Source organism: Periweissella fabalis (assembly GCF_012396505.1).
In the GTDB taxonomy this organism is placed as follows: Bacteria; Bacillota; Bacilli; order Lactobacillales; family Lactobacillaceae; genus Periweissella; species Periweissella fabalis.
The window spans coordinates 22,300-35,791 of record NZ_JAAXPN010000002.1 but is presented as its reverse complement, the minus strand read 5'-3'; the positions used below and the strand labels follow the sequence as shown (position 1 = coordinate 35,791).

At 36.5% G+C, this 13,492-nt stretch carries 11 protein-coding genes; 2 read left to right on the top strand and 9 right to left on the bottom strand.

All coding sequences use genetic code 11. The features are described 5' to 3' along the window. Positions 1–29 precede the first annotated feature (29 nt). Entirely contained in the window at positions 30–719 is a 690-nt protein-coding gene (locus HF964_RS03170) for a toll/interleukin-1 receptor domain-containing protein (protein ID WP_168721610.1), read from the top strand. Between the two features lie 86 nt (positions 720–805). Here the strand turns inward: HF964_RS03170 and HF964_RS03165 are convergent, their stop codons facing one another. The 9 genes from HF964_RS03165 to HF964_RS03125 form a co-directional block, all read right to left on the bottom strand. Beyond that, complete coding sequence (locus tag HF964_RS03165; protein ID WP_168721609.1) at positions 806–1,870, bottom strand: AbiH family protein; 1,065 nt, start codon at positions 1,868–1,870, stop codon at positions 806–808. 52 nt (positions 1,871–1,922) lie between these two features. Next, entirely contained in the window at positions 1,923–2,120 is a 198-nt protein-coding gene (locus HF964_RS03160; RefSeq protein ID WP_168721608.1) for a hypothetical protein, read from the bottom strand. A 398-nt stretch (positions 2,121–2,518) separates the two neighbouring features. Next, entirely contained in the window at positions 2,519–4,486 is a 1,968-nt protein-coding gene (locus HF964_RS03155) for a glycosyltransferase (RefSeq protein WP_168721607.1), read from the bottom strand. Positions 4,487–4,488: 2 nt separating this feature from the next. Further along, entirely contained in the window at positions 4,489–5,403 is a 915-nt protein-coding gene (locus HF964_RS03150) for a glycosyltransferase (RefSeq protein ID WP_168721606.1), read from the bottom strand. Between the two features lie 110 nt (positions 5,404–5,513). Next, positions 5,514–9,347, bottom strand: a complete 3,834-nt coding sequence (locus HF964_RS03145) for a KxYKxGKxW signal peptide domain-containing protein (RefSeq protein WP_168721605.1) — start codon at positions 9,345–9,347, stop codon at positions 5,514–5,516. An 803-nt stretch (positions 9,348–10,150) separates the two neighbouring features. Further along, a complete protein-coding gene (locus HF964_RS03140; protein ID WP_168721604.1) occupies positions 10,151–10,870 on the bottom strand; it encodes a metal ABC transporter ATP-binding protein in 720 nt (239 codons plus the stop codon). 13 nt (positions 10,871–10,883) lie between these two features. Next, positions 10,884–11,354, bottom strand: coding sequence for a MarR family winged helix-turn-helix transcriptional regulator (locus HF964_RS03135; RefSeq protein WP_168721603.1), 471 nt, complete (start codon positions 11,352–11,354; stop codon positions 10,884–10,886). Between the two features lie 155 nt (positions 11,355–11,509). Continuing rightward, on the bottom strand, positions 11,510–11,893 hold the full coding sequence (locus HF964_RS03130) for a DUF1093 domain-containing protein (RefSeq protein WP_168721602.1): 384 nt from the start codon (positions 11,891–11,893) through the stop codon (positions 11,510–11,512). Between the two features lie 325 nt (positions 11,894–12,218). Further along, positions 12,219–12,734, bottom strand: coding sequence for a nucleoside 2-deoxyribosyltransferase (locus tag HF964_RS03125; protein WP_168721601.1), 516 nt, complete (start codon positions 12,732–12,734; stop codon positions 12,219–12,221). A 195-nt stretch (positions 12,735–12,929) separates the two neighbouring features. On the opposite strand from HF964_RS03125, the gene HF964_RS03120 reads away from it, so the two are divergent. Beyond that, a complete protein-coding gene (locus tag HF964_RS03120; protein WP_168721600.1) occupies positions 12,930–13,301 on the top strand; it encodes a DUF1304 domain-containing protein in 372 nt (123 codons plus the stop codon). The last annotated feature ends 191 nt before the right edge of the window (positions 13,302–13,492 follow it).

The window sequence follows — 13,492 nt, the reverse complement described above, 5'->3', positions numbered from 1 at the left end:
TTAAAATTAAATAACAGGAGTGATTCTTTATGGCCATTTGTACCGCACCAGTTAGGGGACACAGTTCTGCAGCCGCAGCAGCTAATTGTCCTGCATGTCGCAATAGAGGTAGTTACAATAAATATTATGGGAGTGGCTATGCTATTGCTACTCCTAATCAGATGTCATCTTCCAAGCAAACCGGCTCATCCCACAGTGGCCAGAAACGTAAAGCAAGCTGGTCATCAGCGAATTCTACTGTCTTATATACTCCTAAGCAAATTAAGACGCTGACACCCTTGCGTAAAGCTGTTGAACAAAGAGCTGAAAAAGTTTTAAAAGACATTTTCCTTTGTCATGCTTGGGATGATCGAAAAACAATCGCTTTAAATCTAAATAATTTACTTACGGCCCAAGGAACATCAGTCTGGTTTAGTGAAACTGAAGTTAAGTTAGGCACAAATTTACTTAGAGAAATTGATAAAGGCCTAGCTAACTCTCGTAGCGGTATTGTATTAGTTACGCCGGCTTTTCTTAAAAGGATTCAAGGAGACGGGATTGCTGATGATGAACTCTCTACACTACTTTTTCGTGATCAATTGATTCCGGTACTTGATGGCGTTACCTTTGAAGAACTACGGGAGGTAAGTCCATTACTTGGTTCTCGTAGCGGGTTATCGACTTCAGAGGAAACGATGGCAGAAATCGTGGCCAAATTAGCAGAAGTCGCTGCTGTTTAATTTCTAGAACAATATTAAAAGCCATCATTGATTTAGGTCAATGATGGCTTTTTTTATGTATCTACATTAGCACTACTTAGTATTTTTTAAACTTTTAAATGCCACATATTAACTTCTTTTGCTCCCAAACCAGTTAATATATCCTTCATGTCTGAATACTTACTTTCGTCATATACGTTAATGTACCAAACTGCTTTTGGCAATCTATCAATTATTCTATTTAAATAATCATGATCCACCTCACCTAAAGAATGTCCATAAACGTATATATTTTCAATATTATTTAAGATACTAGGTGATTGGTCTATCATATTATTCCACCACTTGTCAGTATTCTTTATTAATCCATCATACGCGGAATATCGATACCTATCATCGTAATCATTCTCTACGCTGGTACCAAAAACAAGTTCTGCATAACCATCTGCATGTCCATGAATATGGTAAATGTTATCATATGAATATATATTTTCGATTGTATCAGTGTAGTTAAACGTAATTATTTTGGGACTTACATCAGAAATAAATTTTTTAAATTCAGGTAAAGGATTTATATCAATTTTAGAATTCAAGTCATTAGCCCAATCTTGAAATAACCAATGGATTGTATAAGTTAATACTTGAAAATCCGCATAAAAAGCATCTTCATCTCCGTATTTAGTCTCATCGGCATCATTTTCATCGTAAGGTTTTAGAATATCCGCCACACTATCCAATTCTAAGCATCTTAAATTACCTTCAAAATCAGACCATAGATTTTTTTTACTACTATATAAATAATCTACAACCTTATTTATATGTACCAACCAGTCATACGCTAAATCATCATGGTTAGTGTATTCATTCGTATCTAGGTTAAAAACTGTATCAGATTCTCTAAATAAATTACTTAAGGCATCGTTTATACATGTCGTATATTTGTCTTTCCCTTGGGTTAGATTGGCTAAATATTTATTTTTAATCTCATCAACATTTTTCGGCTCATCAAAATATTCTATAATTATTTGTTCTAGCTCATCTTCAAAGTCCAGATCACATTTACGAGATTCAAATGCACGTTGTATCAAATAAGAACGAAAATTTTCATAGCTTGATTTTAAATTGTGGGCCAAATCAAACCCATTACCTAGTATTAACAATGAATTTCCCATATATTAATTCTCCATATTTTCAATATTAACAGCTTGAACTACACATGAACCACTAAATTTTCTTATAGATATCATAGTTAACTTTCATCAGTAAATGATCTACTCCCTTACGGCCAATTTGATATTTTGTAAGGCCTAAATACACAGCAACCGCGGTTAAGATTGTACCCATCGAACCACTAACTAGAGACCACGTATTCGTTCCAATCGAAAGCTTAAAGGCAGGTAACACAATATCAATTAATTCCAATATCTTAAAGATATTCCATATCCCATCGATATCTGTTAATATTACTCACTTTTAAAATTTTAACTAATGCCTTAATTACTTATCGGTTAAAATAACCAAAATTAAAGTATATTTATAAAATATCGCGTGAGTAATATTACATTCATCACACAACATCAAAAAATGACAAATAATACTCTCTACCATTCATTTAATAAAGAGCCCTTTTTCGCCATGCACTACAAAAAGCCACTAGCTCTAATATCGAGCTAGTGGCTTAACCGAATAAACGGATTTATTCAATTTTTAGATCCATCAGTACCATTTGACCTAGAACCAACATAATTTAATTCGAGTATTAAAACTATGTCTAAATTATCTTCTACACGTTACACACAGAAAATATTATTGTCAAAACTTCAATCAGTTGATTCAGTTATCATGTTTTGCATAAACATTTTTAAATTATCAGCTGTTACGCCTTTTGCATCACCCTCATCTCTACGATTAGCATCTTCCTGTAACGCTTTTGTCCATCCATCCCAGTAAATAGCATTTTCATTAATAAGGGTTGTCATTATAGTTTGTAATGTATTATCAAGTACGCTATCTTGTATGCCGTAGCTTTCGTACATATAGTACCAATTAATAACAAAATTATTTAAATCAATTTTGATACGTTCAGGAAATCTTTGTCTTGATTCTCTAAACCAAAATAAATTTTCTAAAACATACTCTTTTAAATATGCTTTTTGTCGTTCAATATCCTTACCTTTGTGAATTAAAGAATTATTATTCAAGCAATGCGTATAAATATGTTTATCTAAATAAATAACTTTTTTTGCTAAAGAAAATGCTAATGCGTTAAAAAATGTATCTTCATAAAAGCTGTGTAATTCTTCATGGAACATAATCAAATAGTTTCTTAAAAAGTCTAATTTATACCAATTTGGGTATACTGTCCCATAATGGTAGTGCCACTGTACGAGTTGCGTACTGTTTTCTTTATCTAATTGCTCATCAACTACTTTAGCCATCACAATATCAACATTGTTTTCGGACTGTGCCGCTATATACATCTGTTGTAATGCATCGATGGTATGTAAATGATCATCAGCGTCACAAAACATAGCAAATTTACCAGTTGCGATGTTTAGACCTTTATTTCGTGCAGGTCCTGGACCAACTTTAGTAGTCAAATTAATATAAATTATCGTTAGCTTTTCAAATTGTGCATTAATTATGGTCTCATCCAGTGGTCGGCCAGCATCATTTACGATAATTAGTTCAATATCAGCCAGACTAATGCCAATCTGATTATTAATTGATGATAATTGTGATATTAATAATTCGACATTTTCACCATTGAAAGGCATTATAATTGAAACAATTTTACTATTGGGTACAATTAATTCTGCATCCTTTGTAGTCTTGCTACTAGCATTTATTTGCTTTAATTTATTAACCCAAAAATCACTAAACCCAGTTACGTCATTAACGTTATTTTCAGAACTAAATAATTTTGCTGCATATTGTAAATCAATTTGGCTATAATTTTCACTTAAAAATCTTGTTATTTCAAAATTAAATTCAAATATAATTTCAGGCACCGGTTTACATTCATTAACAACCCGATATATTAATCCTAGTGCGTTGTTTATATCAAACTTTAATCGCTCTGGGGCTCGCCTTCGCATCTCATTAACCCAGAAGTAGTTCTCACGTACTAATTCATGTAAATGCAATGATCGATAATCAATTTTTTGCCTAACAATTGAATTTTCACGGTAGAGCCATGTATACGTTACCGAATCAAGATAGTAAACATCCGTTGCAAATATCAATAGTAAGTCCATAAAATACGTATCTTCATACGCTGACGGCAACTCTGGATGCCATGTAAATTTATGCTCCCTAATATAGGCTACACTAAGCCATTTACCATAAACTGCCGCTGGCACATATTCACGAATTTTATACGTATTTTTGCCGTTTTTACCAGGAGCAAATTCTTCGATATATTTTGTAAAGATTATTTGATGATCACCTGTTTTATTAATAACATCTACAAACCGCCATAATGAATTAACATTACTTAAAATATCATCGGCATCCATATAAGCGATATATTTTGAATCAGCTTGATCTAAGCCAATTTGACGTGCCTTACCTGGACCGGATGACTTAGAACAGTATGTATACTCAATGTCTAAATTAGGAAATAATGTGAATAAATGAGTATCTAGTTGATAACCGGCATCACCGATGATTTTAATTGCCACTTGGGTAAAATCAATCCCAATTTGATTATTAATTGACGTTAATAAGCGTAGAATTGTAGACTCTTTTTCACTATATTGCGGAATAACAATCGTTACTAATTTCATAATTACTTATACTCCATAATTTTTTGATAACTAATACGATTTGTAAGTCCCTTATCTACAAAATAATCATTTACTAAAATTGCTACCTCACCCATTTTAGAACCAAATTCACATAATGCTGCTAATTTTTTTAAAATTATAGCATTATTTTCTAGATTAGCAGCAAGTACTAATTCACTAGCGTTCGTAATAGACCAAACAAGATCACTTACATAGTCATTACGTTGAACATTCTTTTCAGTAATAAATTGCATAAAATGGTGTCTATACTCAATAAATTCTTCAACATTATCTGCAATTTCACCACGATCACTTAAAAAGTAATTTGCGTAATCGTACCATTTACTATCTGGCCGTAAAGCCAGTGCTCTACTTACAAAATCATCCAATAAATATCTATCTAAGTTAGAATTCATTTGTAAGTTCATTCGTTGAATAAAGTTCCAATTAAAATATTTACCGTAAATAACATTAGCATAATCTGCATTTTTAAAATCAATAACTCGATTTTCATCATCCATTATAGGATATACATATTTAAAAATTAAAATATCCACTGCGTTTTGGGGTGTCCCCATGCAATTCATAAAATCAAGTAATGAACCATCTGCGTATAATTGATCCCGTGAATCTAAAAAAGTAACCCATGCACCATGCATTGCAGATAATCCCATATTCCACGCAACACCATCATTTGTCTCTGGTACAAATATATAACGTAAATCTAAATCTGAAAATATAGCGAATTTTACTGATAGTTCATCAAAATTTCGTCGTGTTAAAATAATTATCTCAATTAGTTCTTTCTTAAAGCCAATTTGATTATTAATTGATGAAATTGCATGCAATAGTGATTCATCATCATTATGATCTAGAACCAAAATACTTAAATTTTTTTTACTTTTTTCATTTAACATATCGTTTTTCCCAAAATTATTTTCAACTAAAAAAGCGACTAACTCATATTAAGTTAATCGCTTTTCTTCTGTAACTTATAAGCTAATTAAGCCTGAGCTACTACTTTTTATTAGTTTGAACCAGTTGATGATCCTGTGCTTGAACCAGTTGATGATCCTGTACTTGAACCAGTTGATGATCCTGTACTTGAACCAGTTGATGATCCTGTACTTGAACCAGTTGATGATCCTGTACTTGAACCAGTTGATGATCCTGTACTTGAACCAGTTGATGATCCTGTGCTTGAACCAGTTGATGATCCTGTGCTTGAACCAGTTGATGATCCTTGAGCAACTACAGTCTTACCAGCCAAGTTATTGATGTCAGTTGACAAGTTAGCAGTGGCTGAACTGATTTGTGCAGCAGTTGCATTCGGGTTAGCAAATACAGCTTGTGCAGTTGTCAAGTCATTGTTGTAAGTAGTTGCAAGAACAACACTTACACCTGTTGATTGGTTAGTTGCCAAGTTAGCTGCAATCTTAACTGCGTTTCCGTGACCATCGTTAAGAATGTTTGCGGCTTGTAACAAGGCAGTTTGAAGACCAGCTTTGTTAGCTGATACTAAACCGTTAATAGCTGATTCTAATGCACTTTGGTCAGCAGCAACAACTTGAGCACCAGCAGCTAAATTGTTACGTGCTGCATAGTTAGCTGCAACATCGTTTTGAGCAATTGTTAAAGCATTTTGAACAGCTGCCCATGAACCGGCTGTGTAGTTAGTAGCTGAAAGACCAGTTGCAGTAATAATATCTGCTTGTAATTGTGCATCATCAACCGCGTTGTTTAAAGTACCGTTAGCAACAACTAATGCTTGACGAGCGTTGTCAAGGGCAGTTAATGCACTTGCAACTTGTGCAACTGTTGAAGTATTATTCAAGCTAGTTGAAGTTGAAACATCTCCGTTAGGTGTAGATGCAAATAATTGTTGTGCGGCTGTGTATGCTTTATTAAAGGTCGTCCAAGTTGTACTTGTGTAAGTTACTGATGACTCAGCTGTCACTCCCGCATTGGCTGCAGTAGTTGCAACAACACGAGCATTGTTAAATTGTTCAACTTCAGCAGAAGTTAAAGCAGTTGCAACTGCTTTATCAGCTGCTACACCATTTAAGCCCTTAATAGCTGCAGCAATTGCATTAACATCAGTTTGAGCTGTAGTTGCAGTTAATTGAGCATTGTTACTGTCAGCAATTGCTGTATTCAATGCAGTAGTTAATGCTGCAAATGAACTAACTGTGTAGTTAGCAGCTTGGTAAGTCTTAGCTGAGGCAATGTTAGCAAGTAACAATGTCTTATCAGTTGTACCACCCAAAGCGTTGTATGCATTTACTAATGAAGTGTAGTCAGCATTGATTTGGGCTTGAGTAACTGTACCACCAGCAGCTAAGTTATTAAGATCAGTTGTTGCAGTTGTGTAAGCTGCGCTAAATACTGACCATGAAGTTGGAGTCCAAGTACCAGCACCGTTACCAGCAGTAAATACAGTTTGAGGATTTACTGTTGCAGGGTTTGTAGATGCAGGTGCAGTTGTTAATGCTGACAATGCAGTGTGATCAACTGTTGCACCATTAAGGTTTTGTGCCAAAGCATTAAGTGTGTTGTTCAATGCAGTCCAGTCAGCATCAACTGTTGCTTGAGTTAATGACATACTTGCAAGATCAGAATTTACACTAGCAATTTTGCTTTGTAAAGCGGCAAAAGTAGCAGTTGTGTAAAGTGCGTGACCTAAGTTATCAAGGTTACCAGCAGTAATTACTTGGTTAGCTTGAGCAAGAAGTGCTTGGATACCTGATTGGTCAACTGAACCAGCAGTTGCTTTAGTCAAGCCTTTAAGGGCAGTCGCTAAGTTAGCGTCACCAGTGTTAACTGTTGCTTGAGTTAAGCCAGTTACTTGAGTACTGTTATTACTGTCAGTAAATACTTGGTTAGCACCAGTAGCGTGTAAGTTAGCAACAGCACTTACTAATGCGTTGTATGATGCTTGTGTGTAAACGTGAGCACCACCAAGAGTAGTGTTTTGTGCACCAGCGTAGAAAAGATCATTTTTAGCAGTTGCTAAGTCGGCGTTCAATTGGCTAAGGTCAACAGCACCGTTTAAGAGTGCTGCATTAAGGCCAGTTGCTGTGCCACTGTTGTTACCCGCTGTCTTACCAATTGCATTAACCAATGCAGTATCAGCAGCTGTAACTTGAGTAGCAGTTGCTGATGCATCAGCTGCAACACTAACAGCATTGTTGTAAGCCTTTGTAAAGGCAGCAAATGCTGCGGCTGCATAGATTTGGTTACCATTAGCATCAGTGTTAGTCATGTTAATTGGTGCACCAGTACCGTTCAAAGTGTTCTTAACGTTTGCGATATCTTGGTTCAATTGGTCTTTGTTAACAACACCATTAATAAGTGTCAAACCATTAAGCGCAGTTGTCAATGCAGTATCTGCACTATTGATTTGAAGTTGTTTAATTGTAGTAATTAAAGCACCAGCAGTTTGGCCGCTACCTGTAGTGGTTGCATACAATGCGTTGGCACCAGCAATGGCTGCACGTAATGATGCAATTGAAGTTGGTGTGTACATTGCAGCAGTAGTAGGTGCAAATAACTTAGTATTTGCAGTTGCTAAGTCAACTTGTAATTGACTGTCATCTTGGTTGGCAACTACTTTAATCAAACCAGTTGTAACCGTTGCTTGACCAGGGAGTGCTTGACCTAAAGCAGCTGTAAAGGCTGCAATTTCAGCCGTAACTTGTGATTGCGTTACTTTAGTGTTAGTTAAAGTAGCTTTGGCAGTTGCTAAAGCAGTGCCAAAAGCCTTGTAAGATACTTGTGTATAAATTGCACTAGCATTGCTAGTTGGTGCTAAGTTTACAAGCGCTTGCAATGCAGTTAAGTCAACCGCATTTGGAACCAATGCAGTTTGCGCTGCCATCAAAGCCTTGTCAGCAGCGTCAATCGCTTCTTGAGTTGAAGTCTTGTCGCCGGCAACCTTTTGTGCTGCAGTCAAAGCAGTTTGAAGTGCAGCGTATGAATCATTAGTATAATCTGATTCAACGTATTTTGCATCAGTAACTGCAGTAATGTCTTTGTTCAATTGAGTAGCATCACCAGCGGCATTTGAAGCAATCAAGTCCAAACCGTCTTGGTGTAACTTAGTAGTAATTGTAGCAATTTGATCTGGAGTAGCAAATTCAGGATCTGCTACGTAACCATTTGCAGTTGCAATGTCAGTAGTCAAAGTAGCAAATGCTTTCTTACCAGCTTCAGTAGTGTAGTCAGCAGCCTTCTTAGCGTTTGACCATACTAATTGTGCTTTTAAGTCAGTAACTTTAGAAGCGTACAAGTCTAAACCAGTTTGGTGTAAGGCTGAAGTGATAGCCATTACGTTTTCTGGAGTAGCCAATGATGGGTTCTTAACGTATGAGTTTGCAGTTGCAAGTTGTTTTTGTAATTGAGCAAACAAAGTCTTACCTTGTGCAGTTACGTAGTCAGAAGCAACCTTCTTGTTTGACCAGTATAATTGGCCGTTCAAGATGTTAGCTACTTCGTTGTTCAAGTTAACACCATCGTTACGCAATGCAGTAGTGATTGTATTAACTTTAGCTTGTGTAGCTGACTTAGGGTTATTAATGTAGCCGTTAGCAGTTTTAATGTCTGCTTGTAATTTAGCAACCAAAGTCTTACCAGTTGCTGATGAGTAAATGCTTGCGTTAGCAGCCTTAGCATTTGACCATACTAATTGTGATTTTAAACCATTGAAGTTAATGTTTGATTGTGCAGCAGCTGGAGTTGCGGCGTGCACGTTAAGGGCAGTACCGGCCAAGCCAGAACCGCTCAATACTGTAATTGCAGCAATTGATGCAACAACCCAGTTTTTACCAGATTTGTATAACTTGTAGTGACGTTTTTCTTCCATCGGTGATCTCCTCAAAACTATTTAAGTAACAGAATTTATATAAAAATAAGGTACAAGATATATTATCAATATTTTTACGCTTAAAAGAATACTTATGGGGTTATGTTAATATTTTCTTAATACTTTTAACGCTTCCTTAAAAATAGACTTTGAATTTCTTAAGAAATTTCAAAGCCCACCCGATGGAAGTATTGCAAGCATGCGCTCGTTTCGACATATACTTACTAATCATTTGTTGGGGTCAACGGTCATGACAACCACTGATTCCAATTGGGATCAATATTTATACGAAGCCAATACGTCATTTACCTATATTTTTATAAACACTCTACCCTAGCCTTATACAATAAATGATTTAATTCACCCCACAGCAAATTAATCTATATATAAGATAGTGCAAATGTCTTATATAATGTTATAATTTTGTTACGTGATTTTAAACTATTTATAGTCCTAATTATAATTTGCTTAATTAATTTTACTTTTTCTTAATATATATTTATTAAGAAAAGCTTAACATGACCAAAAATATAACTACTTAACGACATAATAGTGACATTTATTGCAATAATATTAATTATATATTAAAAATATTTTGATATTATTGATACTAAAAAAGCCTTGCAAATTAATTTACAAGGCTTTTTTAATTATACTTTATGTTGAAGTGGTGCCAGTCAGCATGGCTAAAACGAGATCCAAGTCCCAAAAACCTCCGCCTACCGTCAATTAGCTAAGATACTAAGAGCGTATCTTGCGCTAATTGTCAGTAGTGCTCGACCCTTCCCGCTTGGGTTCGCTCTCTAGAGAATTTCACTATTAACTTCCCCCGTCAAGTCAGCCATCTTAAGCTTTGTTAGGTCGAGGTCTTTGATCTTTCCGTTGACCGCATGACCGTTTTGGATTAGAAGATAATCCGTCGCATACTTTTGCGCTAATGGCAAGTCGTGCGTAACAAAAATAACTGTCACATCGTGGTCACGTTGGTATTCAGTTACAAGATCAAGCAGTTCATACTTCACAACATTATCCAAGCTGGCGGTTGATTCATCTAGAATCAACAAGTCTGGTTGTTCAACTAATGCTTGGGCGAGATAGGCCTTTTGCTTTTCCCCACCAGATGCTGTCCCAAGGCGGGCATCAACACGCTTAGTTAATTCAGTTTCTTCAATAATATGGGCTAACTTCGCTTTTTCACGCTTAGTTAACCACGGTAATTTACTTTCTGTTAAGCCTAATGCCACGAAATTCTTAATACTTAATGGATATTCGCCAGTCAAATTCCGAAATTGGGGCACATAACCAATCTTGATATCTTTGCGCTCAGGTGATAAGGTCACATCCCCACTTGCAGGTTTTAAATGCCCCAAAACTACTCGCAAGAACGTCGTCTTACCAGCTCCATTATCACCAACAATACTCAAAAAGCTCCCGCGTGGTACTTCAATATTTAAGTCTCGAAAGACTACTTTATCAGGGAATTCAACGCTTAAGTTGTGCGCTGTAATAATATTTTCCGTCATCTTACTATCCTTTTCATTCCTGTGGCGCATTAGTTTCCCATGCGCGGGTGGCAAGTTCATTCATAAATTGTTGAATCAATTGGAGATCAGCCATACTATACTTAGCACAGACTGTTGCTAATTGATTGATTGTCGCCTCATGACGTTGCCGGTGCTCATCTGCCACTAGCTGACCACTTACCGTCAATTGATATTCCATGACCCGCCCATCATGTTGAGCCGGGGTGGCCGTTAAGTAAGCATGCTTAAGTAACTCTTTGACAGCTTTGGTAATAGCCGGCCGACTTAATTCCATTGCCGTTGCTAATTGGCTGTTAGTCAATGGCACCTGGCTATCTAATAGCAACATCAGAATATGGGCTTGCGTATCACTAACGGTGACTTGATTATCGTCATTTAATAACTCACTCCGACTTGCGTACTGTCGCACGAATTCATTTAAGGTGGTCGTGAGATTAATAATCTCTGTACGTGAATTGGTCATGGGTTACTCCTTACTAGATATAATTAACCAGTTAACTATATCGAAGTTAGTAGTGCTTGTCAACATTCCCATTAAGACATTACCATTTCTTCAGATGATTTAATAATAGTACAAAAAATTCGCAGTACATTAATATGGTCTGCGAATTACTAATATTATTGAGCTAATTTAGCTTGAATCGTTTTAGGCACATCGGTCTTTTGAACTTCATTAGGACCTTGGGTAACACGTTTAGCACTAATTTGTGCTTTGACATAAACGCCAGGTGTAAAGGGCTTAACATGGCTTCCTTCGAGAGTAAAGTCCATTATTTGCCGTTCACCATTAGTCTTAACAAAGTTAAATGTGTACCGATATGTGCTAGAATTTGGCACGATTTTACCATTATCATCACGGGTTTGTTCTTTGGTTGGTACTTGATTAGGTACTAATGCATATGCGGGTACATCTTTATAAGTTGCGTTGTAATACTTTAGACCATAAAAGCTACCAAGTGCGACAATAATTGCTAAAAGTATAATTCCAATGACTTTTTTCATAATCCCTCCTTTAATTACAAATGTGCATTATACGTTAAGGATAACATATTGGCGGGCAGGAATTCTAATATGAAGGTGCCTTAGCAATTGAGTGATCTACTAAAATACCGCCCTGAATATTTTCCCAGGACGGTGGCTGTCATATTTTGCATATATCAGTTGTGTTTTAGAAACCAGACTATTCCACCTAGCATTGTAGGCAGTATGGCCTAAACGTGCTCGCAAAGACAACAACCTGAAACGATACGCACCTTTGCGTGATGGTGCCCATCAAACACGGTGCTAGTCGCTCACGGTTGTTAATCGGCTTTGCTCGCACTCTTTTCTAAAACACTCTTTTGTCTACCAAATGCTTTGGAAAGTTAACAAAATCATACGTCGCCAACTTTTGGATATCTTCTTGACCCCAGAAGAAACCAGTATATGAACCTGCCAACATTAAGTTAAGTGGTTCTTCATCTTGGGTGTATTGAACAATGATCACCGGTTTACGTAACGCAATTGCATACCCAATTTCAAACATTGTGCCTTCATCAGGGCGAACATTACCGTTTTCAATATCGAAATCTAACATCGCAACAACCGCATTAGCTTGGTTAATCCCTTGGATATCACCTTGATAAGTCGCGTCTTGCCATTCCTTAGTCTTCATCGCTTCTTCTAATGAACCATTACCGTATTCGGCCACAATTTCATCTTGTTGGTGCTTAACTGGTTCAAAGACATAACCAACTGTGGGGTTGCTAGCAAGTAATGCGGCGACTTCATCCAAGCGTGCATTCTGAGCATCTGAGAAGAATGGGCCGGCCAAGTAAATGCGGCTCTTAAAGTCCGTTGTCATGATAATATTCCTCCTTTAAATTAACAAAACGTTATCAATAATTTAATATTATACGTATTTATCTACCTATTTGCAAACCGATGTACAATAATGTTCGATTTAGAGCTTAACTTTCTTAATATTTGTTATGTCATTAGCATTAAACTATACTTACTAAGTGAATATTTGCAGTTGCAATTATGAAAGGAAATTATCATGTCTTTAATCTCAATTATTTTCGCTACTATTGTCGGGGTTGAAGCCCTAGGCATTATGCTGATGGAAATGTTCTTTTCACCAGCCCAACTTGCTAAAGAATTTGACTTACCTAACGAATTCACGGTGCAACACGAGGCTAAAGTTTTGATGGCCAATCAAGGACTCTATAACGGTTTTGTCGGTGTCATGACGCTACTTGCAGTCTATGCTTTCCCAATTGATGCCCGCTACATAACAACCCTTGCATGTATTATTTTTGTAGTTATCGCCGCAGTATTTGGAGCGATTTCTGGCAGCAAACCTAAGATCTTATTGATGCAAGGAACACCAGCGATTGTGACGTTGATTATTTTGGTGGTATTTAAATAAGAGTGCGAGCAGCCGCTGGGAAAGTATGAGCACTACTGACAAGTAGCGAAAGATACGGTCTATGTATCTTAGCTAATTGGTGGTAGGCGGAGTACTTTGCGGCTTCGAACACGTTTAATAGAGTGCGAGCAGCCGCTGGGAAAGTATGAGCGACTAGTACCGCAGCATATTAACTGAAATACTATAAAAGG

Excerpts from the sequence above, each read along its gene's own strand:
- HF964_RS03125 (WP_168721601.1), bottom strand. The coding sequence starts at position 12,734 with ATGACAACGGACTTTAAGAGCCGCATTTACTTGGCCGGCCCATTCTTC.
- HF964_RS03135 (WP_168721603.1), bottom strand. The coding sequence starts at position 11,354 with ATGACCAATTCACGTACAGAGATTATTAATCTCACGACCACCTTAAAT.
- HF964_RS03155 (WP_168721607.1), bottom strand. The coding sequence starts at position 4,486 with ATGAAATTAGTAACGATTGTTATTCCGCAATATAGTGAAAAAGAGTCT.
- HF964_RS03140 (WP_168721604.1), bottom strand. The coding sequence starts at position 10,870 with ATGACGGAAAATATTATTACAGCGCACAACTTAAGCGTTGAATTCCCT.
- HF964_RS03150 (WP_168721606.1), bottom strand. The coding sequence starts at position 5,403 with ATGTTAAATGAAAAAAGTAAAAAAAATTTAAGTATTTTGGTTCTAGAT.
- HF964_RS03130 (WP_168721602.1), bottom strand. The coding sequence starts at position 11,893 with ATGAAAAAAGTCATTGGAATTATACTTTTAGCAATTATTGTCGCACTT.
- HF964_RS03145 (WP_168721605.1), bottom strand. The coding sequence starts at position 9,347 with ATGGAAGAAAAACGTCACTACAAGTTATACAAATCTGGTAAAAACTGG.
- HF964_RS03170 (WP_168721610.1), top strand. The coding sequence starts at position 30 with ATGGCCATTTGTACCGCACCAGTTAGGGGACACAGTTCTGCAGCCGCA.
- HF964_RS03165 (WP_168721609.1), bottom strand. The coding sequence starts at position 1,870 with ATGGGAAATTCATTGTTAATACTAGGTAATGGGTTTGATTTGGCCCAC.
- HF964_RS03120 (WP_168721600.1), top strand. The coding sequence starts at position 12,930 with ATGTCTTTAATCTCAATTATTTTCGCTACTATTGTCGGGGTTGAAGCC.